At 38.4% G+C, this 24844-nt stretch carries 22 protein-coding genes; 6 read left to right on the top strand and 16 right to left on the bottom strand.

The genetic code is table 11. The features are described 5' to 3' along the window. Positions 1-4: 4 nt before the first annotated feature. Together ABXG98_RS01455 and ABXG98_RS01450 are read left to right on the top strand one after the other, a co-directional pair. On the top strand, positions 5-577 hold the full coding sequence (locus ABXG98_RS01455) for a GspH/FimT family pseudopilin (protein ID WP_353536903.1): 573 nt from the start codon (positions 5-7) through the stop codon (positions 575-577). A 102-nt stretch (positions 578-679) separates the two neighbouring features. Next, entirely contained in the window at positions 680-1285 is a 606-nt protein-coding gene (locus tag ABXG98_RS01450; RefSeq protein WP_353536902.1) for a GspH/FimT family pseudopilin, read from the top strand. 132 nt (positions 1286-1417) lie between these two features. Here the strand turns inward: ABXG98_RS01450 and ABXG98_RS01445 are convergent, their stop codons facing one another. From ABXG98_RS01445 to murJ, 12 genes are all read right to left on the bottom strand, one after another. Next, positions 1418-1861 carry a type IV pilin protein gene (locus tag ABXG98_RS01445; RefSeq protein ID WP_353536901.1) on the bottom strand — a complete coding sequence of 148 codons (444 nt, stop codon included), beginning with the start codon at positions 1859-1861 and terminating at the stop codon, positions 1418-1420. 54 nt (positions 1862-1915) lie between these two features. After that, positions 1916-4915: a pilus assembly protein gene (locus ABXG98_RS01440; protein ID WP_353536900.1), complete on the bottom strand. Its 3000-nt coding sequence runs from the start codon at positions 4913-4915 to the stop codon at positions 1916-1918. A 46-nt stretch (positions 4916-4961) separates the two neighbouring features. Then, a complete protein-coding gene (locus ABXG98_RS01435) occupies positions 4962-5483 on the bottom strand; it encodes a PilX N-terminal domain-containing pilus assembly protein (protein WP_353536899.1) in 522 nt (173 codons plus the stop codon). A 3-nt stretch (positions 5484-5486) separates the two neighbouring features. Then, on the bottom strand, positions 5487-6527 hold the full coding sequence (locus tag ABXG98_RS01430) for a PilW family protein (protein WP_353536898.1): 1041 nt from the start codon (positions 6525-6527) through the stop codon (positions 5487-5489). A gap of 37 nt (positions 6528-6564) precedes the next feature. Next, a complete protein-coding gene (gene pilV / locus ABXG98_RS01425; protein WP_353536897.1) occupies positions 6565-7122 on the bottom strand; it encodes a type IV pilus modification protein PilV in 558 nt (185 codons plus the stop codon). Further along, on the bottom strand, positions 7100-7456 hold the full coding sequence (locus tag ABXG98_RS01420) for a hypothetical protein (protein ID WP_353536896.1): 357 nt from the start codon (positions 7454-7456) through the stop codon (positions 7100-7102). Before ABXG98_RS01420 ends, pilV begins: the two co-directional genes overlap by 23 nt. A 180-nt stretch (positions 7457-7636) precedes the next feature. After that, entirely contained in the window at positions 7637-8566 is a 930-nt protein-coding gene (gene ispH, locus ABXG98_RS01415; protein ID WP_353536895.1) for a 4-hydroxy-3-methylbut-2-enyl diphosphate reductase, read from the bottom strand. Positions 8567-8664: 98 nt separating this feature from the next. Then, positions 8665-9102, bottom strand: a complete 438-nt coding sequence (gene fkpB, locus ABXG98_RS01410; protein WP_353537447.1) for an FKBP-type peptidyl-prolyl cis-trans isomerase — start codon at positions 9100-9102, stop codon at positions 8665-8667. Positions 9103-9157: 55 nt separating this feature from the next. Then, complete coding sequence (lspA, locus tag ABXG98_RS01405) at positions 9158-9664, bottom strand: signal peptidase II (RefSeq protein ID WP_353536894.1); 507 nt, start codon at positions 9662-9664, stop codon at positions 9158-9160. A 64-nt stretch (positions 9665-9728) separates the two neighbouring features. Further along, positions 9729-12587, bottom strand: coding sequence for an isoleucine--tRNA ligase (gene ileS / locus ABXG98_RS01400; protein ID WP_353536893.1), 2859 nt, complete (start codon positions 12585-12587; stop codon positions 9729-9731). A gap of 100 nt (positions 12588-12687) precedes the next feature. Continuing rightward, entirely contained in the window at positions 12688-13617 is a 930-nt protein-coding gene (ribF, locus tag ABXG98_RS01395) for a bifunctional riboflavin kinase/FAD synthetase (RefSeq protein ID WP_353536892.1), read from the bottom strand. A 98-nt stretch (positions 13618-13715) separates the two neighbouring features. Next, positions 13716-15338 (bottom strand): murein biosynthesis integral membrane protein MurJ, encoded by a 1623-nt coding sequence (gene murJ / locus ABXG98_RS01390; protein WP_353536891.1) that lies wholly within the window; start codon positions 15336-15338, stop codon positions 13716-13718. 283 nt (positions 15339-15621) lie between these two features. Here murJ and rpsT point away from each other — a divergent pair, with 283 nt between their 5' ends. Together rpsT and ABXG98_RS01380 are read left to right on the top strand one after the other, a co-directional pair. Beyond that, positions 15622-15882, top strand: a complete 261-nt coding sequence (rpsT, locus tag ABXG98_RS01385; RefSeq protein WP_353536890.1) for a 30S ribosomal protein S20 — start codon at positions 15622-15624, stop codon at positions 15880-15882. Positions 15883-16129: 247 nt separating this feature from the next. After that, complete coding sequence (locus ABXG98_RS01380) at positions 16130-17830, top strand: dipeptidyl-peptidase 3 family protein (RefSeq protein ID WP_353536889.1); 1701 nt, start codon at positions 16130-16132, stop codon at positions 17828-17830. 99 nt (positions 17831-17929) lie between these two features. Here the strand turns inward: ABXG98_RS01380 and ABXG98_RS01375 are convergent, their stop codons facing one another. The 3 genes from ABXG98_RS01375 to ABXG98_RS01365 all read right to left on the bottom strand — a co-directional run bounded on the left by ABXG98_RS01375 (position 17930) and on the right by ABXG98_RS01365 (position 20232). Then, positions 17930-19507 carry an alpha/beta hydrolase family protein gene (locus ABXG98_RS01375; RefSeq protein ID WP_353536888.1) on the bottom strand — a complete coding sequence of 526 codons (1578 nt, stop codon included), beginning with the start codon at positions 19505-19507 and terminating at the stop codon, positions 17930-17932. Positions 19508-19527: 20 nt separating this feature from the next. Next, positions 19528-19797: a hypothetical protein gene (locus ABXG98_RS01370; protein WP_353536887.1), complete on the bottom strand. Its 270-nt coding sequence runs from the start codon at positions 19795-19797 to the stop codon at positions 19528-19530. A 246-nt stretch (positions 19798-20043) separates the two neighbouring features. Then, positions 20044-20232, bottom strand: a complete 189-nt coding sequence (locus ABXG98_RS01365; protein WP_353536886.1) for a hypothetical protein — start codon at positions 20230-20232, stop codon at positions 20044-20046. A gap of 425 nt (positions 20233-20657) precedes the next feature. Between ABXG98_RS01365 and ABXG98_RS01360 the strand changes: the two genes are divergently transcribed. Continuing rightward, positions 20658-22265: a GMC family oxidoreductase gene (locus ABXG98_RS01360; protein WP_353536885.1), complete on the top strand. Its 1608-nt coding sequence runs from the start codon at positions 20658-20660 to the stop codon at positions 22263-22265. A gap of 102 nt (positions 22266-22367) precedes the next feature. Beyond that, positions 22368-22868 carry a TlpA family protein disulfide reductase gene (locus ABXG98_RS01355; RefSeq protein ID WP_353536884.1) on the top strand — a complete coding sequence of 167 codons (501 nt, stop codon included), beginning with the start codon at positions 22368-22370 and terminating at the stop codon, positions 22866-22868. Positions 22869-22940: 72 nt separating this feature from the next. Here ABXG98_RS01355 and ABXG98_RS01350 read toward each other — a convergent pair whose 3' ends face one another. Beyond that, positions 22941-24737, bottom strand: coding sequence for an acyl-CoA dehydrogenase C-terminal domain-containing protein (locus tag ABXG98_RS01350; RefSeq protein ID WP_353536883.1), 1797 nt, complete (start codon positions 24735-24737; stop codon positions 22941-22943). Between the last annotated feature and the right edge of the window lie 107 nt (positions 24738-24844).

The raw sequence follows: 24844 nt of genomic DNA, 5'->3' as shown, positions 1-24844 counted from the left end.
TTATATGCTTAACCTTACTAGCCTTCGTGTATCTGCAGGCTTTACCTTAATTGAATTAATGATATCAGTTGCTATTACTTCAATACTATTAGCCATTGCGATACCAAACTTTAATGATTTTATTGTACAGCTACGTGTTGATAACGAAATATCTCAATTGCACCGTCTACTCCTTATTACCCGAAACGCTGCCATTAATAGTGGACAAAATGCGATTATTTGCCCGTTAAATAACACCCTGAAATGCACGGAAGAGTGGCAGCGCGAACTTAGTGTATTTATTGACGCCAACCAAAATAAAGCCTTTGATGCAACAGAGCAGCTAATCATAATTCGGGCTGAAATACACAAAGGCGATGAACTTGTTTATGGTAAACGCCGAAATAAAATAACCTTCAAACCAACCGGGCAACTCAGTGGTTTAGCAAATGGAACTTTTCGTTATTGCCCAAAAGATCATAAAAACAAATCAAGAGGTATTATTATCGCTCGCTCGGGTAGAATTTATCAATCAAGTGACAATAATAATGATGGGATAGATGAAAACAGAAGCAGTAAAAAAATCACTTGTGATTAATCACAAATAAATTAATTTCAGCGGTCAAAAAACGAACACTAGCGAATTTAGCAATAAAGTGGTATAAATAGTTTATCTCTAGCAGTATTTATTGAGTTTATTATGGATAACACTTTTTCAAATTCTTCGTCGCTTGGTTCCTCACCTTTACCTAACAATGGTTTTTCACTTATTGAGTTAATGGTTGCTATTGCAGTAGTGTCAATACTGTCAGCAATTGCATTACCAAGTATGAATGATTTATTAGTAAAAATGCGTGTTGATAATGAAATCAGTGAAATGCAGCGGTTATTATTAACCGCAAGAAATACAGCTATCAACACCGGAAAATTTACTACAGTATGCCCACTTGTTGGTGGTGTTTGCAAAAAAAAATGGCACCGAAAAATAAGTGTTTTTACCAATGATACTAATACTGTAGCAAATGGCAAATCGTTTACTGGGGCTGATGAATTAGTAAAAATTAAAGAGAAGATTGAAACAGGTGATAAATTAGAGTTTGCAGACACCAGTGTTATATTTTCCCCCAGTGGCAGGATGGTTTCGCCAAATCTTAATCGAACATTCAAATACTGCCCCAAAGGTCAGCCAAATAGCTCGAGAGGGATTGATCTTTCTGTTTCAGGCAGAAGTTATGCAACATCTGATACTGATAATGATAACAAAGATGAAGATAGAAATGGCAGTGAGATAACCTGTACTACTTAGCCCATTTTGTTAAGCTAAACTGGCGCTGATGGCATTTAAAATATATATCAAATACATGAAATAACATCAGTATAGCATTTTTTCTACACATACTCATCAAAGCAGAGTATTGTAATTAAAGTGTTTCTAGCTTTATTTTTGCCAACATATAGCAGGTTTTTTCTCACCAAGCTCATTAATGGTTAGATTTAAACACCCAGTATCTTTTACTTGTACTAACTTGGCTTTAGCTCTTAAAGTAAAGGTTGTTGCAGTTTGTGCAATAACTTTAATGACATAATTTTTTGATTCTGTTTTTATTGTTTCTGTACTCGCTCCTAAACCTTTCATATCTACAGCATAAGCGCGGCTATCAATATACACCTGTTCCTGTAAGTTAGCATAACGCATTAATTCACGCTGTGCTTCGCTACGGTTAGAGCGAAGCACAGAGTCTAAGTAAGACGGGTAAGCAACTGACGCTATAATACCAATAATGGCCACCGTAATGAGTACCTCTATTAAAGTGAAACCCAGTGGCTTTTTATTAAGCGCGCTAGCAAGAGGGTTTAATTGACTACCGTTAGTTTTATTCATTTACTTTACCTCTAGTTTATTCATAACCACTATTTTCTCTTACTTTCTTGGCGCTTAATCTTCTTGAATTGTTAAAGATGTTCTCATTGTTTGTAAAGTAAAGCCAACAGGAAGCACTTCTTTACCAACAATTAAGTCCCCTTGTAAGTGGGTTTCGCCTGTGGTGGCATCCGTAACAGGTGTAGAAATTAGTGTTGGTTTACCAAGAAACTGACTGCCGATATGCTTAATCCTATCGCCTCGACTGTCGGCTTCAACATTCCAATTATACTTTTTAATTCCCAAGGCTAAATCTACTGCATACAACCAAGCATCCCCAGGAGTCACTGAACATGATTGTCCTACTGCAGGAGTATAACTGGTAAAATAGACGACATTGTTAATTACAATGGCTTCAGCAGTATTTTTTTCACCTGCTTGCTCTAATTTATAATACCAACCCGATTTTAAACTAGCATCAACCAACTTACCCTCTTGCGCTGCTGTTAGTGTAGGGTAACCTTTAAAGGGATCATCGGTATAATCATAAAGATCGCTCAAGGTCACCGCGCTGACGCTAGGGGTAAGTGTATCAAGCCGCTGTGTTTTAATAAATTTATCCTTAATCATAAAGAACATATCTTCAGTGTCTGTCGCTGTTGGCGTAGACCTGTCGCCACTTCCTAATAATATTGCGTCATAAGGCACTTGTTGTTTAATGATATTAGGCGTTGTTGTAGTGCCTGTATCAATGGTTTCAAGAATATAGGTTCGAACTATTGATGGTTGATTAAAAAATCGATGATCATCTAAGTCAGTTACGCCGCCTAAGCTAGCAAGTTTAATAATGGAAGTGTTAGCTGGAGTGTTGTCCGGCATATCAATTCTCCAAACATTGCCTCCGGTATCGCCAACATACATACGGTCAACCAAAGCATCATTATCACTATCTAAGGTCGCTATGCTTGATGCAATACCATTTTTTGCACCTGTTGGTACTTTCTTGATCAAATCACCGGTTCTAGCATTAACAATGTAAACGGCTGCGCCTTTACTGTCATTGTGGCTGTTGGGACCTGAAGCATCTTTAGTGGTGTCATAGCCACCACCGAAAACGAGTACTAGCTTGTCCGAATCTGAAGTATTATACGCAGATCTAACGATCCGAGGTTTCGACCAAGTTTGCCCCAAATCAGCAAAGTCACTATCAGCAACACTTTTATGCCACATTAACTTGGGTGCATCTCGGTTGGTTACATCAATGGCATAATAACTACTGCCACCTCTGCGCAAGCCAAAAAATAACCAAGCGGTATCTGAGCCATTAACTTTACCATCATTATTAATATCATTAATATATAAGCTTATCTCACCATCTATACCATAGACTTTATTATTTACAGCAATCAAATTCTGACGTAAGGGTTTAATGTTTTTGAAGAACTCCTTGGGCAAAAATGCCCAATTCTCTTTGACCGTATTTGCTCCTGCATCATCTTCAAACATGTGCAGTACCCCGGAATTTGTACCTATCACTATTCGTGGGTTACCAGTGCCATAATTAATCACTATTGGCTTAGAATGCAAAGGATCACCAAAAACATCAGGCCTCACATCTGTAGTGCTTGAGTCGTTGTCGTCGTCATCGACATCAATGCCTTTAGCCCACTTAATGTGATCTGGAATATCAGTAGCTTCACTGAGGGGCACCCCAAATTGTGTTGTTAAATCAGCCGCTGAAGTAAACTTAGCAGCAATTTTTGCTTGGCTAAACTCTGTTAGCAGGCCAACACCCTCTATATCTGTCACAAGTTTTCGAGAAGCGGTACTTTTTGTTCGCAGCATTTCGGCAACACCACCTTTAGCTATATCGTTACCATCGACGGTTGGAGACCAAAAACTTTTGGCATCTTTATCAAACTCACCAAACGAGTTGACCGCAGGCTTATTATTGGCATCGACTTGAGCACCATTAACAATTTTATATTTTTTTAAATTACCTTGCCATCTTGCTGCTGTACTTGGTTCAAACAAACCATAATATACAGAGTCTAAAGTTTGAGTACGATCAAAGCTATTAGCAGATACGGAAGCAGAGGTTAAGGTACTGGTATCTCTTACTTGCTCAATTACTTCTGCTAAGGCAACTTTTAAAGCCGCAGCTGTGGTCGCTTTATGATATTTCCCGCCGGCGGGCATAGAATGATAACCTGCCTTTTTAACAAGAGGTTCACCGTCTCGAGCTGTAAGTTTTAGTAATTTAACAACACCAGTATTTGAGGTGACACTACCAAAACCAACGGTATGTATTTTTACAGAAGCTAGCACATTATTTTCTGGAGTATCATCAATATCAGCAAAGGTTAACCAGTTCTTCGTTCCCATCCATTGACCTAATACATTTAAAAAATTCCCACCTTCAGCGTCACTGTCGCTTGCACCTGTTAGACTTTTAATATCGCCATTTGCGGCACTATCTCTGGTTGGGGAGCCATCGGTAATATAAATAACGGTAATTTCTTTATTACAGGAAATACCGGCAAATGGGCTAGTGTAATTTCCTGTTGTAATAATGCTAGGAGGTATTGGTAGTGATTGGTCGTTTTCCTTTCCATAAAAAACCGATTTACCTGAAAAGTATCGATATGTTTCATAGAGCGCTTCTGACAAAGGTGTGTGAGACCCTTTAAGGATGGTAAAATTATTGTTTGTATTGTTAGTATCAGTATCGAGTAAATCTAATAAATCTTTTTTATTTGCTGCAATACTTAAATCCTTAAAACCAAAAACAATACGACCTCCATCGTTACTACTCGTTGTGTTTCTATTAAAAAGCTGTAAAGCAAAATCTATATCACCGTTATCATTGACCAAATCAACAATAATTTTTCTTGCTTCATTAGCTTTACTTCCTGAGCTATTTACATTTCCCATAGAACCGGAATTATCTAATATAATCAATACACTGGGCCGCTGTACTGTGGCGGATGTGTTTTTCACATATAAATCAATATCATCACTTAAAACCAAACTGCTCCATGCCCATAATAGTGTCACTAATATATATTTTTTCATCATTCCTCCTAAACCTACTTGTCTAGCTATTCACTTAAGTAATAATTTAATTATTTGTTAACAATTGTTGAGCAATATTAGTATCGATCACTACATTGCTAGTGTTTTTTCTACCATAAGGGCGCTGAATCTGTAATTGTAAGAAGTTACATTCTATTATCCCTACCGAAGTACCTACAGCCGATCTCGGGCAAGCAAATTCTTCGAAAAAAGGGTTGTTCACCACATCTGCACTTGCACTTGCTTCTGTTTTAGTTGTCGAAGGTAAAAGCTGAGCGCTAGTATAGCCTGGCAACATATTTAACCCTTGAGTAAAGACATTCGTTGGTAGCACATTAACTTGATAATCTATCGACTCATCAACCGCACTGATCGCTTCTTGAGTTGCCACAACTTTTTCATTGCTTGCACCAGCCATTTTCATATCTGATGTAGTATTTTGCATTAAAGCAGCAGCAACAGCAGTTAAGGCAACAAGAAAAACTAGGGATACGACTAACACCACCCCTTGTTGTTTTTTCGACTTTTTAAAAGAGTTATTTTCTAAAGCATAATATTTATTAATCATTGGTTAATTCCACATATCTATACTTGCGTTATATAAAGTCACTGTAGAGCTAAACAGCAAACGACGATAGTTATCATCAACTGTGTAATTAAAGCCCCCTAAGCTGTAGGTGTTTTTATTTTTATATTTAATGTCTTTTTTAATGCTACGAGCCAGTACATAGATTTTTACTGATATTATTCGGCTTAATTGATTATCCCATAACGCATTAGTCATGCTCCCCGTAGGGACATAGGCGTCAACAATGCCATAACCCGCGGCAGTTGGGTCTGTATCCATATCGATACCAAATTCAAAGCGAACCATTTCAATTCCATCAATAATAGGAGCAAAAGATAGGTTGCTTGCTAATCTTCCTTGCATTAATACCGGTACAGTATCACTACCAACGGCTTCATCTCTAACATAATAAATGTGATGTTGATATTCCCAGACTCGACCATTTTTCACATCAGGTACCGTACCTGCAGCAAAAAGGGTTCCATTGTCCATGTTACTCATAAAATAATAATTACCCGCTGGTGCCGCAGCCCCTGCAACTAATGCCTCAGGTGTAGACACAACACGTTTAATTTGTAATACGTCTGACTTTTTTTTTGCATCTGTAACACAACCCGATAATATGCTGGCGTTAGTTACTGTATCAGCCCACAGTGTTCTAAAACTACCTGTAGCAAGGGGAAAGGTACCATTATTAACTCCCCCACCAACACATTCACCAACGGGCGCAGCAGGTACCGGGTTGATATTTGCCAACGTAATTGAGCCAGTATAATCGCCCCAAAAATTTTGCCTTAGTAAATCATCACTTAATACACTTATAGCAAATCGACCATTTTCTTGTAATTCGCCGTAATGTGATGTTTCACTCACTGTGCTTTTCATACCGACAAACACGCTTAACACGCCAGCAAAAATGACTAGCCCAATAGCTAGAGCAACAAAGATTTCAAGCAAGCTAAAACCTTGCTGGCGCTTAATTTTTAATTGGGTTTGCTGATAAGCGCTAACATTATGCTTATTATATTTCGTTTTTATTTTCATTTGCTAAAATCTCAACTTAGGCTTATTTTCTAGCTGATTATAATATATAAGCATCGACAACCACTTGCCGACGCGTATTACTGCTTACACCACAAGCATCAACCTTTTTAGCATCTTTAAATTTCGCTTTGCCTGTCCATGTAACAACAACTGTAACCGCGTTACCGTTTACCGTTATGCAGCCAACAACTCCGTCCAACCCACCGACCTTATCACCAGCGCTGTTTTGAGACCCAGCCCCCATTAACGCTTGTTCCCAACCAAAAAGGTCGTGGGTAACCATATTAGCAGGTGTACATAAAGCTGCACCTGAATTACAAACAGGCGATGCGGCAATTTTTCCAGAACCATAAGGGCTACTTGCAGCATATAGTGCTAGCGCGGTACTATCATTACCCCGCATGCGTTCAATAATATCTTGGGCTAAACTTGATGCCAATGACCGCTGCATCGCATCAAAGCTGCCTTTTTTAGCTGTAGCTTGCATCGCCACAGCACCTAATATGCCAGTAACCATTATGACCAAAGCGATAAGAACTTCGATAAAAGTCATACCTTTTTGCTTTCTCGCTTTATGAAGAGTATTTAGAGACATAGCCTTTCTCTTTATTAAATAGATTTACCATAATACCTATTTTTGAATAACAAAAACAAGTAATTAGCATAAACTGTACTAGAACAGTTTTGAAAAGAGTGATTTTCAGTTGGGGGGATGTGAAAAAAAGTTCTTTTAATAAAACAATATTGTTAAATGTAATACTTTTTTTAAATTCTAATAAACCTTCAATTAATGAGTTATTAAAATTTAACATAGCAGGGTTAAAGGCTGCATTAATTTTAGGCATAAGAGCATAACGAGCCGATTTTGCACTTGCTACCGACTCCAGTGTAAACTTATATGTGCTAAAAATCACTAATGTGAACTGCATTAACCCATATCCTTATTTGTCGTATCCTTCCTTTAAACATACTTACTTTGCCAACCTAGGGTCATATCAACAGGATATATTTAAATCCTACTATTTAGTACCCTCGGCGCTTACCTTGGTGCTTGTATATATCTTTGCAGCACCCTGCAAATATCGATTAAATTATAAGCAAGGTTAAGATTAGCTCAATTCTGCCGGAACTGCAAATACAATATTTTCTTCTCTGCCAGGATATTCATTAACCTCTTGACCACCCAAGTCTTTTAATGCTTCTATCACTTGTTTTACTAAAATAGCAGGGGCTGAGGCACCGGCAGTAACCCCTATTTTATTAATACCTTGAAGCCATGATGTTTCAATATTGTCTGCGGTATCAATTAAATAAGATGTCGTTCCTACTTTTTCTGAGACTTCTCGTAGTCGATTAGAGTTCGAGCTATTTTTGGCACCAACAACTAGCAGTAGGTCAACTTGACTTGCAATTGCGCGTACCGCATCTTGCCTGTTTTGCGTTGCATAACAAATATCGTCTTTACGCGGCCCTTTAATTAATGGGAATTTTACTTTTAAGGCATCAATGACATCTGAGGTATCATCAACTGATAAGGTGGTTTGACTACAATAGTATAACTTAGCAGGATCTTTCACATTTAGCTTTGAGACATCTTCGGCTGATTCAACCAAGTATATTCCGGCTGTCTCGCTGTCATATTGCCCCATAGTTCCTTCAACTTCGGGATGGCCTGCGTGACCAATAAGTACGCATTCAGAATTTTTACGGCTCACACGTGCCACTTCCATATGCACCTTGGTAACGAGTGGGCAAGTAGCATCAAAAACTTTTAAAGCACGCTTTTTGGCTTCATTGCGAACTGCTTTTGACACACCATGAGCACTAAAAATCACCGTACTATCGTCTGGTACTTCGTCTAGTTCTTCAACAAAAATAGCGCCGCGATTTTTAAGGCCATCAACTACAAACTTGTTATGTACAACTTCATGACGCACATAGATAGGCGCACCAAATAAGTCTAAGGCTCGGTCAACAATGCTAATCGCACGGTCAACACCAGCGCAAAACCCACGCGGGTTTGCTAAGATAATTTCCATAATATTCTCTGTCGGTCAAAACTGCTTCTGATAAAACACATTTCAATTATTATCGATTAAATAATGTTGTAATTGTCGAATTAAAATCCAACCCACATTTACAGTATTTCTACTAAATCAATCACAAACGTTACTGGCTGACCAGCAAGTGGATGGTTAAAGTCTATTGTTACAGAATTTCCATTCACTTCTTTTATCATACCTGGCAATTCACCACCGGGCTGTGAAAAAGTAATGATATTACCAACTTTTGCGGGTACTTCAGCAGTAAACTTGTCGATATCCATATAATGAATGTTGTCAGGGTTTGACTCACCAAATGCGTCAACAGCGGCTAAGGTAAACTCTTTACTGTCTCCTTGAGTCATACCTAACAGTTGTGCTTCAAAAGCCGCTGAAACACTTTGGTCGCCCATGATGATTTTAGCGGGTTTATTATTAACTTTGGTACTGTCTGCAGCAGAGCCATCACTTAACTTCATAGTGATATGAACCAGTACACTTGAATCTGCTTGAATTTTTTTATCGGTAGTCATTTTTTTATCTTCTGTATTATTAACGCTTTGTTGGAATAAATTCCAACCTGCATGCTTAATCGGCACTAGGTTGACTGCTATTTTCGTTATTGATAAATGAATCTAAAATCATTAACGCTGCACCAATAAAAATCATTGAGTCAGCAACATTAAAAGCAGGAAAGTGATTTCCTTCCCAATGAAAATGAATAAAGTCAATAACATAACCAAACAAAGCTCGATCTATGAGGTTACCCACAGCACCGCTTAGCATTAACGCAAAAGCGATACTTATTAACGGTTGTGACTTTGGGGTTTTTGCTAACCAAACAGTAAACACAATACTCGCAATAGTGGCAATGGCAGTAAAAAACCAGCGCTGCCAACCACCTTGATCCGCTAAAAAGCTAAATGCAGCCCCTAGGTTATGGACATAGGTAATATTAAAAATAGGTAAAACATTAATTGAATCACCTAGATTCATTGAGCCGGCAACCCAGTGCTTGGTTACTTGATCGAGTATTAGGCAAAGTAACGTTAACCACAACCAACGCAAACCGGTTTCTGTAAACAGCTTATTCAATATAAAAATTCTCTTTTTTAATTTTTAAAACAATCAATAACAAATAGCTATTGTTCAAAGTTATTTAAGCATACTTTCTTTGCTCACCGTCACCATCAACATTAGTCACACAACGACCACACAATTCAGGATGTGCTTCATTGGCTCCCACATCTTCAGTTACATGCCAACAACGATCACATTTTGTCCCTGTGGCGGCTGAAACTGACAACCATAGACCATCAACATCAGTTGAGTCTGCAGTATCAGGAACCTGCTCTGCATCAGTAACCACTTCAACACTCGCTTTAGAGGTAATTAGCACAAAACGTAATTCTTCACCTAATTGCGTTAACTTATCAGCTAACCCAGCTGTGGTATATAAAGTGACTTGTGCTTCAAGCGCTTTACCAACTGTTTTTTCTTTACGAGCAAGCTCTAGTGCACGGTTAACTTCAGTGCGCACTAATAACAATTCGCTCCAGTAATCATTGCCTAAAACAGTATCTGTTGGCATTGTGGCTAAGCCATCAAACCAAACCCCTGTAAAGACAAACTCATCACGTTCACCTGTTGCCGGTGTTGGCAGTGCTTGCCAAATTTCCTGCGCGGTAAATGATAAAATAGGTGCCATCCAAGCGGTCATCGCTTCAGCGATTAAATACATGGCTGTTTGACATGAACGACGTGCATTTGAATCAGCTTTAGCCGTGTATTGTCTATCTTTAATTATATCTAAGTAGAATCCACCCAACTCGGTAGTACAGAAATTCATTAACTTATGCACTACAACATGAAACTCATATTCATTGTAAGCATTAACAATTTCTTCTTGTAAACGCGCAGCTTTATCAACTACCCAGCGATCTAAGGCAACCATGTCTTCAAAAGCAACAGAGTGCTGCGCAGGCTCAAAACCATTTAAGTTGGCTAGTAAAAAGCGTGATGTATTACGAATACGACGATAAGCATCGGCTTGGCGCTTAAATATTTCATCTGAAACGGTAATTTCTTGCGTATAGTTCACTGACGCTGTCCATAAACGTAAAATGTCAGCACCTAAATTATTAGTAATACTTGCAGGCGTTACCACATTACCTAATGATTTAGACATTTTATGACCATTAACATCTACAGTAAAACCATGAGTCAATACTTGTTTATAAGGTGCTTTACCTGTCATAGCAACCGATGACATCATAGATGACATAAACCAACCACGGTGTTGATCTGAGCCCTCTAGGTACAAATCAGCAATAGAGTCAAACTCTTCTCTGGCATTAATGACAGAGTAATGGGTAGTCCCTGAATCAAACCACACATCTAAGGTGTCAGGTACTTTAATAAAGTCAACAGCATCATCACCAATAAGTTCACTTGCTTCTAAGTCAAACCAAGCTTGAATACCTTCTTTTTCAACACGCTTGGCAACATCTTCAATCAGTTGGATACTGCGTGGATGTAATGCACCCGTGTCTTTATGAATAAATAACGCAATTGGTACACCCCAAGTACGTTGGCGTGAAATGCACCAATCTGGTCGTCCTTCAACCATTTTCTCAATACGGCTTTGCCCCCAATCAGGGATCCATTGAGTTTTTTCAATTTCTTTTAGTGATTCTTCACGTAGCCCTTTGTTATCCATAGAGATAAACCATTGAGGGGTAGCACGGAAGATAATAGGCGTTTTGTGACGCCAGCAGTGCGGGTATGAATGTTCAAAAGCGTGATGATGCATTAATGCACCTTTTTCTTTTAGAACCTCAACCACACTGTCATTAGCTTTAAACACATGCTGGCCAGCAAATAATGGTGTATCTTCAAGGTAAACACCATTAGCACCTACCGGATTCGCCACTTCTAAATTATATTCTTTACCAACCACGAAATCGTCAACACCGTGTCCTGGCGCTGTATGAACACAACCCGTACCTGAATCTGTAGTAACATGTTCGCCCAAAATAACTGGTACAGTAAAATCATAAAAAGGGTGTTGTAATTGAACTAACTCTAATTCACTGCCTTTACAAAAACCTAACGCATAGTATTTTTCAATACCAAATCTGTCCATGCACGACGCGACTAAATCAGACGCGATCACTAGGCGTAACTGACCTGTTTCACCATTAGGTAGTGTTTCACACTGTACCAAGGTATATTCTACCTCAGGGTTAACTGAAACTGCGCGGTTTGCTGGAAGTGTCCAAGGTGTGGTTGTCCAGATAACCATGCCTATTTGCCCTTCACCACTATGATTTTCAGGGTGTGAGAATCTATCAGCAACCGTTTCGTCATTAATATCAAATTTCACATCAATGGCAGGTGAATGTTTATCTTTGTATTCAACTTCAGCTTCAGCCAAAGCAGAGCCACAATCAGTACACCAGTGCACTGGCTTAAAGCCTTGTTGTAAATGCCCGTTATCAGCAATTTTTCCTAAAGCACGGATAATATTCGCTTCAGTATTATAATCCATCGTTAAATATGGATTTTCCCAGTCAGCAAAAATCCCTAAACGTTTAAAATCTTCTCGCTGGCCATCAACTTGCTTAATAGCATAGTCGCGACATTTTTGACGAAATTGTGCAGCCGTCACTTTATGACCTGGTTTGCCTACTTTTTTCTCAACCATTAATTCAATGGGTAAACCGTGACAGTCCCAACCCGGCACATAAGGCGAATTAAAGTCTGACAACGTTTTTGATTTAACAATAATATCTTTTAATATTTTATTTACCGCATGACCTAGGTGAATACTACCATTCGCGTAAGGAGGGCCATCATGGAGAATAAATGATTTTTTACCTTTTTTCGCTGCACGAATTTTGCCGTACAAATCTTTAGCCGCCCATTCTTTGAGCATATTAGGTTCACGGTTTGCCATATTACCTTTCATCGCAAAAGATGTGGCAGGCAAGTTTAAGGTTTGTTTGTAATCACTCATTAAAATCATTATCCGGTTGTTTAATTTGTTCAAATTGTCAGACAATTAACTAACATACGTTGACCAATCTACACTGGCTAACTTATGCCGTCTAACCTACTTATTTAACATGCTTTAATACTTGTTGTGCTTGTTCGCTATCTAACTTAATTTGCGCTGTTAACGCTACTAAGCTCTCAAACTTCATGACATTACGAAGTTTTTTCTTAATGACCACTTCTATACATTGGCTATAAATATTGTCATTAAAATTAAATATATGGACTTCTAATTGCTGCCTTACACCATTAATGGTAGGTCTAGCACCTATATTCGCAACACCATTAAAAATACCTTTACTGGTATTTACTTTGACCGCAAATACCCCTTCTAACGGTGAATTTTGCCGCTTTAACAAAACATTCGCCGTTGGAAACCCAAGTTCACGGCCACGCTTATCACCATGAAAAACCTTGCCTATAATTGAATAAGGTCTGCCAAGCATAGCTTCAACTTCAGCTAAGTTGTCTTGTGTTAGCGCGGCTCTGATCGCCGTACTACTCACTCGGCAATTTGCCATTTTACAACTTGCGGTGTCGGTAACATCAAAACCAAAGGTTTTTCCAGCGTCCAACAACATAGCGAAGTCGCCAGTACGATTTTTACCAAAATGAAAATCATCACCCACGATTAAATGCTTAATACCAAGCTTTTCAACTAATAGATTTTCAATAAAGCGCTCGGCGCTTTGGTTAGCAAACTTAAGGTTGAAATTCACACAAATTAGACGTTCAACTCCTAATTCTGCTAACAAAGCATATTTATCACGTAAGCGGCAAAGCCTTGCTGGAGCCTTTTCTGGTGCAAAAAGCTCTTGCGGTTGCGGCTCAAACACTAACACTGCGGCAACACAATTAAGTGCTTTAGCCTTAGTCACTAATGCAGAAATTACCCGTTGATGACCTTTGTGAACGCCATCAAAATTACCTATGGTCAGCACGCAACCAAAATCTTCAGGTTTAATGTTATGTATACCGCGAACTAACTGCATTGAGCAATAAAATCCTTCACAAAGACTGTTTATAAAAATAAATCGCCGAATTATATATTAAAGCGCTATGATAATCAGTACTTCAAGCGCTTTTATTTTCAGCTTTTCACTTTAAAGTCACTAAGACGAACGCCAAGTAAAAAAACCACGAAAAAATAGCTCATACAGCCAACACTGATACACACTATCAATTTTGATATTTGTTCAACTATAGACATTGCCAACCACACCTCAAAATCATCAGATAACTGGTACACTACTAGTGCCATCACACTTGCTGCTAACATTAATTTAGCAATAAAGATTTTAGTGCTTGTTGATAATGAATAAACCTGCTCACGCTTCAAACCTCGATATAACCACCATGCATTCAACGTTGCCGACAGTGTTGTCGCTATGGCTAAACCAACATAACCAAAAAAAGGAGCCAACATTAAATTAAAAGCCATATTCGAGACCATAGCTTTAATACCAATTTTCACTGGCGTTTTGGTATCTTGTCTGGCATAAAAACCGGGTGCGAGCACTTTAATAAACATAAAGCTTAATAACCCAGACAAATAAGCAAACAATGCCATAGACACATTCAACACAGTGGTTTCGGTAAATTCACCGCGCATAAACAACACCATAATAATAGGTTGTGCCAATACCATTAACCCAGCTAAAGCCGGCCAACCAAATAGACAAATAACTTTAATTCCCCAGTCTAAGGTGGCTTTAAATTGCTTAGGATCATTTTTACTATGTAACTTAGATAAACTGGGCAACACCACAGTTGCAATACCGATACCAAACAAGCCTAACGGAAACTCAAGTAGTCTGTCAGCATAATAAAGCCAACTTATTGAACCTGTTATTAAAAAACTGGCAATTAAAGTATCTAGCAATAGGTTGATTTGTGTGACTGAAACACCAAATAATGCTGGCACAATTAACTTTCGGATTTTACTAACCCCTCGGCTATGCCATGACCAACAAGGCTTAACGAGCACATTAGCTTTATATAAAAAAGGCAGTTGAAAAAGAAACTGAATCAAACCACCTAAAAACACTCCCCACGCTAACGCATAGGCAGGGTTTTCAGTGTAATCTGCACCATAAATTGCCATTAAAATAATAACAATATTCAGTAGTACTGGCGTAAATGCAGCAACAGCAAACTTTCCCATAGTATTAAGCACTGCACCAGCAAGGGCGGTAAAACTAATAAACCATAAATAAGGAAAGGTAATTTTCAATAAGCTTGACGCTAGTTCAAACTTTTCGCCACCTACACTACTAGTACCATTATTGAGCCAATCAACAAACCAACCACCACCAAATAGAATAACAAACAAGGGCGAAGCCAGCATACCAAATAGCGTTACTAGCGTTACTATAACGCCTAAAGTCCCTGAAACTTGTGAAATTAATCGCCTGGTTTCATCAAGCGGCACAGCAGCTGAGGGCATGTGTTGGTTTTTAGCTAAGTGTTGAGCATTATTTTCGTCGTTGCTATGGTATTCACTTAATACAGGAACAAAAGCTTGAGCAAAAGCTCCTTCGGCAAACAAACGCCTAAAAAAATTGGGAATTTTATTGGCAAAGAAAAACGCATCTGCCATAACCCCTGCCCCCATCATATTGGCAATGACCACATCGCGCACTAAACCCAAAACACGAGACATCAGGGTCATCACGCTAACAATTACCCCTGATTTAATTAATTTTTTACTCAAAAACAACACCCTCGAAAAACTTTCTGACGAAATAACACTATTATGTGATGATTTTATCTATTTAAACAATGTATACTTAGCGTTGTTCACAACATATTTGGTTAACTATTTTACTAGTTGCACCAACAAAATTCTGTATTATTGCGATTAGAAGCGCTATTAGCGACTTTTTTCTGGCTAATTTGCTAGCGAGCAATTAAAACATTTGACAAACAGCTAAAAAACAGGCATATTTCGTCGCCTTAAATTTAAGCTTATATACTACATATTCTAGGAGTTCAACTTGGCTAACTCAAAGCAAGCTAAGAAGCGCGCAGTACAATCTGAAAAGCGCCGTCAACACAATGCAAGTCGCCGTTCAATGATGCGTACTTTGGTAAAAAAAGTAATCGCAGCAATCAGCTCTGGTGACAAAGAAGCAGCAACAAAAGAATTAGCGGCTGCTACACCAATTTTAGATCGTTACGCAAGTAAAGGTCTTATTCATAAAAACAAAGCTGCTCGTAGTAAGAGCCGTTTAAATGCTGCAATTAAAGCCTTATAAGACTTCGTTTTATATTGCTCTACTTTAACAGTAGGCACATTGAGTTTTTTGAAAACATTATACCGTTTAGGTGAATGTAAAAACCGACAATTGTCGGTTTTTTTATACCTAAAATCCGCTAAAACCAGCAAAACCCCCGTTTGTTTACACTCTCTTCATACTTTTATTTGGCTTTGCTATTGCACTTGCTAGCATTTTTTTTTAGTCTCCATGCCAACAATAAGTAAAATAACTGTTGAGAACCATCATGATCACGTTTAACACACAACGCACAACAATTGCTGCATTAGTACTAGCAGCCGTAACCACATTAACCGCTTGCAACAATGAACCTAGCTCAAACGCAACAACTGCTGATACCGCAACTAAAAACAAACTCGTTGCCCCACAACTATTGCCTGAATTTAAAAGCCGATTAGATATATATAAAGAAGTGACACTTTCTACTGATCTGAGTCACTTGTCCATGAATCAAAAACAAATGCTAGCGCTATTAATTGATGCGTCTAAAATCATGGATGATTTATTTTGGCAACAGGCGTTTTCACAAGATAAAAAAACATTTTTAGCCGCCATAAAAGATGAAAAAACACGTCGTTTCGCAGAAATAAACTATGGGCCTTGGGATAGATTAGACGGTGACAAAGTCTTTTTAACACAACATAAACCCAAAGCTCATGGTGCTGAGTTTTATCCTAGTGATATGACTAAAACTGAGTTTGAACAGGCAAAATTATCTGAAAAAGATGGCTTATACTCTGTCATCAGCCGCAATGACGAAGGGCAATTAATAACGATTGCGTATTCTGAAATCTATGAAGATGAGCTTAACCGCGCTGCCGCTATTTTAGAAAAAGCAGCCACCTTTGCAGAAGACAAAGAGTTTGCTAATTACTTGACCATGCGTGCAACTGCTCTTCGTACAGACAATTATCAAGTTTCTGACTTTGCTTGGATGGATATGAAAAATAACCCAATTGATGTGGTTATTGGCCCAATTGAAACCTATGAAGATCAATTGTTTGGCTACCGCGCAGCTTTTGAGTCCTATGTATTAATTAAAGATTTATCTTGGAGTGAAAAACTCGCTAAGTACGCGCAATACTTACCAGAACTCCAAAAAGAATTACCCGTCGCCAAAAAATACAAAGCCGAAGTGCCTGGCTCGGATGCTGATTTAAATGCTTATGACGTTATTTACTATGCAGGACACTCTAATGCTGGTAGTAAAACTATAGCGATTAATCTCCCTAATGACGAAGAAGTCCAATTAAAGAAAGGCACAAGACGCTTACAGCTTAAAAATGCCATGCGTGCAAAGTTTGATACAATTATGCAGCCAATTGCTGACACTCTGATTGTTCCTGAGCAGCGTGAAAACGTAACTTTTACCGGCTTCTTCGCCAACACTATGTTTCACGAAGTTGCTCACGGTTTAGGTATTAAAAACACCATCAATGGCAAAGGCACTGTTCGCCAATCGTTAAAAGAACATGCCAGTGCCCTTGAAGAGGGTAAAGCCGATATTTTAGGCTTATACATGATCCGCCAATTACTCGAAAAAGGCGCAATAACTGAAGGTAAGCTTGAAGATTATTACACCACCTTTATGGCCGGTATTTTCCGTTCAGTTCGCTTTGGCGCAAGCTCTGCACACGGAAAAGCTAATATGGTGCGCTTTAATTACTTCCAAGAACAAGGTGCATTTAGCCGAAACGAGCAAGGGTTATACAGTGTTAATATAGCAAAAATGACTGCTGCTATTGATTCACTTTCTGAACTGATTTTAACATTACAAGGGAAAGGGGATTATCAAGGTGTAGATGATTTAGTTGCCAGTAAAGGGGTTATTAGTGAAAGCCTGGCTGCTGATTTGGCGCGTTTAGAAACCGCTAATATTCCAGTAGATATTGTCTTTAAACAAGGCAAACAAGTGTTAGGGTTATAAGGTAATTATAGGCAAAGGTGTAAAACATACACCTTTGCCTTAGAAAAAGCATTCTTTATAAATAACTTTTAATTAATTCAACGCTTGATTTTGCTTCAGCTATACGCCAATGTGTTTACTTAAAAAAGAAAGTATTTTTTTATTGGCTTTCAATATATTAGCTTCATCGTAAAACCCATGTCCTTCTTTATCAATTACTAACCACTCATATTGATGATCAAGCTTATCAAGCCCTTCTTTTAATTTTTCTGCATGCTTCAATGGCGCTCTTTGATCGTCTTCACCATGGATAATTAATACTGGGGCTTTTAATTTATCCACATGATAGACCGGAGATTGTATGCGTTGTTGCTCCGCATCAGTACCTAAGGTTTTGTTTAAAAATGCATCTCCCCATTTAATCGAGGTTATATCTCCTTCTTCGTATAACATGGGCAAGTCATATACACCTGCGTACCCTATCGCACATTTAAATAGTTCAGGAGTTTGAATCGCGCTTTGCAAAGCGCTGTAACCGCCAAAACTTGTGCCAAAGATACATATTTTATCTTTATCCGCAACACCTTGTTGAACTACATATTTTGTGGCGAATACAATATCATCTTGAATTTTGCTTCCCCAATGTTTATAGCCTGCTTCCATAAAGGCTTTGCCATACCCTGTTGAACCGCGAAAGTTAACCTGTACAACCGCATAACCAGCATTAGCTAACATTTGCACTTGGGGGTCATATCGCCAATAATCTCGTGCGTGAGGGCCACCATGAGGTAAAATTACCGTTGGTAGTTTTTCTCCCTTATTATTTTTTGGGAGTGTTAAATAGCCATTTAAGATCAAACCGTCTGGGGTCTTCATTCTAAAAGGTTCAACTTGAGACATTTCTTGAGGTTTTATCCATTCTGCGCTATTAAATAAATGCTTTGCGCGCATTGTTTCGGTATTAAACAAATAAAAAGCACCAGGGTTAATATCACTATTAACTTTAACAACTATTTGCTTGCCGTCCGCTGTATCACTGGTAATGGCAACATTTGCCCCCTTAAAAGCACTGTATAAGGCTTTATGCAATTTAGCTTCTTTATTATTGTTATCAAGATAAAAATAACTAGGATAATCTTCATCTAAACGTAAACCATATACGCTATTGAGGTTAGATTTTATGACATAGGTGGGATCAACCATGTCACTTTGATAAAGCAATGTTTCTTTCTTGGTTTCAAGATTATATTTATATAAGCCTTTGGTTTCACCATTTTTAGATTTTAATGCATAGATGCTTTGATTATCTTGAGAAAAAGTAACTGGGGTAAACTCACCATCAAACTCATTTCCAAAGGCTTGCCACTTATCACCCTTGCCTTCTGAATAATAAAGCTTTGTTTTATAGTTTTTATCAATGCCTGCAACAAAGCGCGGTTGACCATGATTATCGATAAGAAATTGACTATAAGGAACAGGCGCACTTCGTATTTTTTTTTCTTTACCTGAATAAATATTTAGCTTAACTACTTTAGGTAAAACATCAGACTTACGCGATAAAAGTTGCTTGCGAATTAACACATGCTTATCATCTCCTTGTAAGGTATCAATTAAAAAACCAGCATCCCCTGATAGAACTATGCCGCCTTTTGAGCGATAACCAAAGATCATCCGACCTTTTCTGCCATCATAGTTCACAGCATACAACTCACCATAATTTAGTGGTTTTTCCAGTGAACCACGTAATTGCTCAACTTGAATGATGACTCGCTCATTATTAACCCAATAATAATCTGACGGTTGGCTTTTTTTCCTGAATTCAACGCGTATGTGATTTTATAAGTTTCTGCATCAAGAAAAACCAAGCTTTTACCACCATCAACATTGACCAATGCAGCCAAGTGCTTTCCATCTGGCGATATTTTTATATTGTAATATTGAACATGACGAGAAAAGTCATCAACAATTGCGGCGTTCAGTTTGGTCATATTTATACAAACAAGAACGAGTGATAATTTAAAAAAGTACTTTATAAGTGTGGTTAATAAAAAGCTTTCTGGTGTTCGCTTCCGCTGGCAATACATTGTTTACTTTCCTCTTTGATTTATAATTATAAAACTCTAACAACCCTTGAATATTAAGGATAAATGGCATTATCGCTTTACTGAAAACTTACAAGATAAACATAAGGCTCTTTTTTATGAAGTTTAGTTAGTTGTGTCAAAACAATACCTTCAACTCGCTGTCTGAGAACAAACTTCAGTTAAATTCTGCAAAGCCCCATTATCCAAGTGATAAACTTGCTCTGCCATATTAATCGTTTCTTGCCGGTGAGCAATCATAACTCGCGTCATTGGTAAGTGCTGAATTTTATCAACCGATAAGTTAGTCCCCATATCCCCAACTAATGAGTTGTAACCCATGGTCATTCTGTTTATATCGCCATGAATAGCCGTCAAGTGAGAACAGTTAGTTTAAGAAGGGTTGAGCTAAGGTGATAGCACCAGTTAAACGCTCACTTTGATGGGAAACAGCTTCCTTTCTAAATAACGACATATCAATACCTGAATATTTAATGCGGGCATTCTATTAAAGAAAGAAAACCTGTCAAGCACTTTTTTTAGAAAACATTGATTTATCCCTCCTCTAAAAAAAACAGTTAACAGGCTGTTTTAAATATAGTTATTTTAGATTTTTGTTTTTAATGAAAAATAATTTCAGGAAACATGGTGCTAGTCAATTTATCGCAATGAATATCATTGACATATCCAAGGTTTTTTATTGCGCTATTGAAAAGTAACCTTAGATAACTCATAGTAAGTGGTCTGACTTCTTTAAAGGAAATAACATGAACAATTTTGATTTTATTATTATTGGCGGCGGCTCAGCTGGTTGTGTATTGGCTGATAAACTTTCTGCTTGCGGTAAGTATCAAATTTGTTTGTTAGAGGCCGGCCCAGCCGATAAGCACTGGAGCATTCACATGCCAATTGGTGTGATCGAGTTAATGAAAGATAAAGTGCATAACTGGCAGTTTAACTCTGTACCAGAGCCTAGCCAAAACAACCGCAGAATCTTTAACCCTAGGGGAAAAACGTTAGGCGGCAGTAGTTCAGTAAATGCCATGCTATATACTCGTGGTCAAAAAGAAGATTATGATCATTGGGCTGAATTGGGCAACAAGGGTTGGTCTTTTGATGAGGTGCTTCCCTATTTTAAAAGCACACAACACCAAGAGCGTGGAGAAGATGAATTTCATGGTGTAAACGGGCCGTTGAATGTTGCTGATTCTCGCTCAAAACCGCCAGCTCATGACAGTTTTATTTTATCAGCCCAACAAGCAGGCTTTCAATTAACCGATGACTTTAATGGTAAAAACCAAGAAGGTGTCGGTTATTATCAAGTGACTCAAATTAATGGTCAGCGTTGCAGTGCAGCCAAAGCTTTCTTAACTCCAAATTTACACCGCACTAACTTGACAGTGATTACCAGCGCACAAGTCGAAAAGATCATCACTAAAGACAAAATAGCCACTGGTGTTTGTTATAAAGTTAATGGCAAAAGCCATCATATTTTTGCTAAAAAAGAAGTGCTATTAAGTGCAGGCGCTTTCAACTCGCCACAACTTTTAATGTTATCTGGTATAGGTCCCAAAGAAGAGCTAGAAAAACACGGTATCCCTTTAGTGCATGAGTTAGCCGGTGTTGGTCAAAACTTACAAGATCATCCTGATAGCGTAGTTGTGAATCATCACAACAGGAGTGATTTGTTAGCCTTTAGACCCAAAGCTGCTTGGTGGTCATATAAACAAGCGCTAAAATACTTTAAGAAAAAACGCAGTGGTATTTTAACTTCTGTCGTTGCTGAATCTGGCGGTTTTATCAAATCAAAACCTCATTTATCGCGGCCCGATTTACAGTTACATTTTATTCCGGCAGCCTTTGATGATCATGGCCGAAACTTAAAAATGTTATTTAATTACGGCATATCTTTGCATGTCTGCTTATTACGCCCTAAAAGCCGAGGTAGTGTTACCTTGTATGGTGATAACGCCAATTTACATCCTAAAATCACCTTAAATATGCTTGAGCATGAAGAGGATCAGCAAGACATGATCCAAGCGGTAAAAGTTGCTCGGTCAATATTATCCCAACCTCCCTTGAGCGAAAAAAACGGTAAGGAAATATTTCCCGGCAATAACTGTCAAAGCGATGCAGAGATATTGGCGTTTTTGAAAAACAAAGCCAATACTATTTATCACCCAGTAGGCACTTGTAAAATGGGAAATGATGACATGGCTGTGGTCGATATTCACTTAAGCGTGCATGGTATGCGTAATTTGCGTGTAATAGATGCCTCTATTATGCCAACACTGATTAGCGGTAATACCAATGCGCCAACCATCATGATTGCCGCTAAAATTGCCGATGAAATTTTGGCTGACTACGCCGATTAAATGGTAATTTGATATTAACATTATTACTTTTTGTGATTGCTGCAATATATCATTGAGTTGTAGGGTCTTATAGATAACATTCTATAGAGATAAAATTCACCAATGAATATGTTAATAGCACTTAAACCATTACCACTGTTGTTGCTAATCAGCCTAATATGGACGGTTAGCGCTAATTCCGCTGATTATCCAACGGCCCCAGCTTGGCAATTAACCACACAAACAGGCCAGAATATTTCCCTTGCCGATTACCAAGGAAAACCGATTATTTTGCATTTTTGGGCCACTTGGTGTCCATATTGTAAGAAGCTTCAACCTAAATTAGTGGAGCTTGAGCAGAAATATCAAGCATCTGGTATTGAAATTATCGCGATTAGTTTCAACGAGGACGATGGTGCATTACCTCAAGATGAAATAAAGGCCAGAGGCTATGATTTTATTACCGCGGTTAATGGTGAGTCTGTCGCAGCGTTATATCGTGTACGGGGAACGCCAACAACATTTTTTATCAATCGACAAGGTAAGGCTATTTATAAGTCAAGCAGCTCTGACATCAACAATCCCAAACTAGTGTTAGCTGTAAAAGAGATTATTAAACCCTAATTATCTACATTAAAGTCACGAAAAAGGGAAGCAAGTTGCTTCCCTTTTAATATAACTCTCAATTATTAATGACTAAAATTCAAAGTCATCTGCATCTAAAGCCATCATTGAGTCTGCTCCATTTTCAACACAGGCTGCATGACCGTTTGCACGTGGTAAAATACGTTGAAAATAAAAACGAGCTGTTTTAATTTTGGCTTCGTAGAACGCTTTATCATCATCACCAGCAGCTAACTTGTCTTGCGCTACTTTCACCATTTTCGCCCAGAAATAAGCTAGGGTTAAATAACCAGAATACATTAAGTAATCCACTGATGCTGCGCCCACTTCATCTGGGTTTTGCATCGCTTTCATTCCTAGTGTTTGAGTCATTTTTTGCCAGTCACCACCAAAGGTCATAATAGGCTGAATGAACTCTTGTATTGCTTCATTGCCGGCATTTTCAACACAGAATGCGGTAACTTCTGCGCCAAATGGTTTTAAAATCTCACCTTTTGAGCCTAAAATTTTACGCGCTAATAAATCAAGTGCTTGTATCCCGGTAGTACCTTCATACAAACAACTGATCTTAGTGTCACGCATCAATTGCTCCATACCCCACTCTTTGATAAAGCCATGGCCACCAAATACTTGAACGCCATGACTAGTACACTCTAAGCCAAGCTCAGTTAAAAAAGCTTTGGCAATAGGTGTTAATAACGCCATGTTAGTTTCTGCATTCGCTTTTTCTGTTTCATCAGTGCTAGCATGCCCAATATCAACTAACTGTGCTAAATAACCAATTAATGCGCGACCCCCTTCAGCAATTGATTTTTGTGTTAATAACATACGTCTTACGTCAGGGTGTACAATAATAGGATCAGCAGGCCCTTCAGGATTTTTCACACCTGATAACGAACGCATTTGTAATCTGTCTTTCGCGTAAGCTAAAGCACCTTGAAAAGACGCTTCTGCAGCGGCAACCCCTTCAGAAGCAACGCCTAAACGCGCAGCATTCATAAAGGTAAACATACAGTTTAAACCACGGTTTACTTCACCAATTAAATAGCCTTTGGCGCCATCAAAGTTAATTACACAAGTCGCGTTAGCGTTAATACCCATTTTGTGTTCAATTGAACCACAAGATACGGCATTTCTATCGCTTACTTCGCCCGCTTCTGTAACATTGAATTTAGGTACGATAAAGAGTGAAATACCACGACTTCCTTCTGGAGAGCCAGGAATTCTTGCAATAACAATGTGTACTATGTTGTCAGATAAATCATGCTCACCTGCTGAAATAAAGATTTTAGTACCGGTAAGTGAGTAGCTACCATCCTCATTAAGTTCGGCTTTAGTGCGCAACATACCTAAGTCAGTACCACAGTGAGGCTCTGTTAAACACATGGTACCTGTCCAAGTGCCTTCAACTAACTTCGGCATAAAAGTATTTTTTTGCTGCTCGCTACCATGGGCTTCAATAGTGGCTAATGCACCGTGACTTAAGCCAGGGTACATCGCAAAACTGTGATTAGCTGCTGACGTTAACTCACCAATGGCAATATTTAATGAATGAGGTAAACCTTGACCGCCAAATTCTTCTGATTGAGATAACGTTGGCCAACCGCCTTCAACATATTGTTGATACGCTTCTTTAAAGCCGTCAGGTGTTGTCACTACGCCATCGTTCCAGGTACAACCTTGCGCATCACCACTTTGATTAATAGGTGCAATGACTTGTTCAGTAAATTTTGCCGCTTCACTGATAATTGCATCAACCATATCAAGACTCGCATCTTCATAACCTAATTTTTGATAATGGCTATCGCAATCAAGTAATTCTTGCATGACAAACTTCATGTCTCTAATCGGCGCTTTATATTCTGGCATAGTATTCTCCATTATTAATTGAGTTGTTTTACGAAAATCAATGCAACCAGCAAGTGGTCAGACCTCCAAACAGGTGTTTGATTAAATCATGTTCTTAGCATTTTGAA

Origin of the sequence: Colwellia sp. KU-HH00111, assembly GCF_040362745.1 — a bacterium.
GTDB lineage: Bacteria > Pseudomonadota > Gammaproteobacteria > Enterobacterales > Alteromonadaceae > Colwellia.
This window is presented reverse-complemented; position numbering and strand designations above follow the sequence as displayed.

Excerpts from the sequence above, each read along its gene's own strand:
- ABXG98_RS01445 (WP_353536901.1), bottom strand. The coding sequence starts at position 1,861 with ATGAATAAAACTAACGGTAGTCAATTAAACCCTCTTGCTAGCGCGCTT.
- ABXG98_RS01450 (WP_353536902.1), top strand. The coding sequence starts at position 680 with ATGGATAACACTTTTTCAAATTCTTCGTCGCTTGGTTCCTCACCTTTA.
- ABXG98_RS01380 (WP_353536889.1), top strand. The coding sequence starts at position 16,130 with ATGATCACGTTTAACACACAACGCACAACAATTGCTGCATTAGTACTA.
- ispH (WP_353536895.1), bottom strand. The coding sequence starts at position 8,566 with ATGGAAATTATCTTAGCAAACCCGCGTGGGTTTTGCGCTGGTGTTGAC.
- ABXG98_RS01430 (WP_353536898.1), bottom strand. The coding sequence starts at position 6,527 with ATGAAAATAAAAACGAAATATAATAAGCATAATGTTAGCGCTTATCAG.
- ABXG98_RS01435 (WP_353536899.1), bottom strand. The coding sequence starts at position 5,483 with ATGATTAATAAATATTATGCTTTAGAAAATAACTCTTTTAAAAAGTCG.
- ABXG98_RS01420 (WP_353536896.1), bottom strand. The coding sequence starts at position 7,456 with ATGCAGTTCACATTAGTGATTTTTAGCACATATAAGTTTACACTGGAG.
- fkpB (WP_353537447.1), bottom strand. The coding sequence starts at position 9,102 with ATGACTACCGATAAAAAAATTCAAGCAGATTCAAGTGTACTGGTTCAT.
- ribF (WP_353536892.1), bottom strand. The coding sequence starts at position 13,617 with ATGCAGTTAGTTCGCGGTATACATAACATTAAACCTGAAGATTTTGGT.
- ABXG98_RS01365 (WP_353536886.1), bottom strand. The coding sequence starts at position 20,232 with ATGGGTTACAACTCATTAGTTGGGGATATGGGGACTAACTTATCGGTT.
- pilV (WP_353536897.1), bottom strand. The coding sequence starts at position 7,122 with ATGTCTCTAAATACTCTTCATAAAGCGAGAAAGCAAAAAGGTATGACT.
- ABXG98_RS01360 (WP_353536885.1), top strand. The coding sequence starts at position 20,658 with ATGAACAATTTTGATTTTATTATTATTGGCGGCGGCTCAGCTGGTTGT.
- ABXG98_RS01440 (WP_353536900.1), bottom strand. The coding sequence starts at position 4,915 with ATGAAAAAATATATATTAGTGACACTATTATGGGCATGGAGCAGTTTG.
- ileS (WP_353536893.1), bottom strand. The coding sequence starts at position 12,587 with ATGAGTGATTACAAACAAACCTTAAACTTGCCTGCCACATCTTTTGCG.
- ABXG98_RS01455 (WP_353536903.1), top strand. The coding sequence starts at position 5 with ATGCTTAACCTTACTAGCCTTCGTGTATCTGCAGGCTTTACCTTAATT.
- ABXG98_RS01370 (WP_353536887.1), bottom strand. The coding sequence starts at position 19,797 with ATGACCAAACTGAACGCCGCAATTGTTGATGACTTTTCTCGTCATGTT.
- ABXG98_RS01350 (WP_353536883.1), bottom strand. The coding sequence starts at position 24,737 with ATGCCAGAATATAAAGCGCCGATTAGAGACATGAAGTTTGTCATGCAA.
- ABXG98_RS01355 (WP_353536884.1), top strand. The coding sequence starts at position 22,368 with ATGAATATGTTAATAGCACTTAAACCATTACCACTGTTGTTGCTAATC.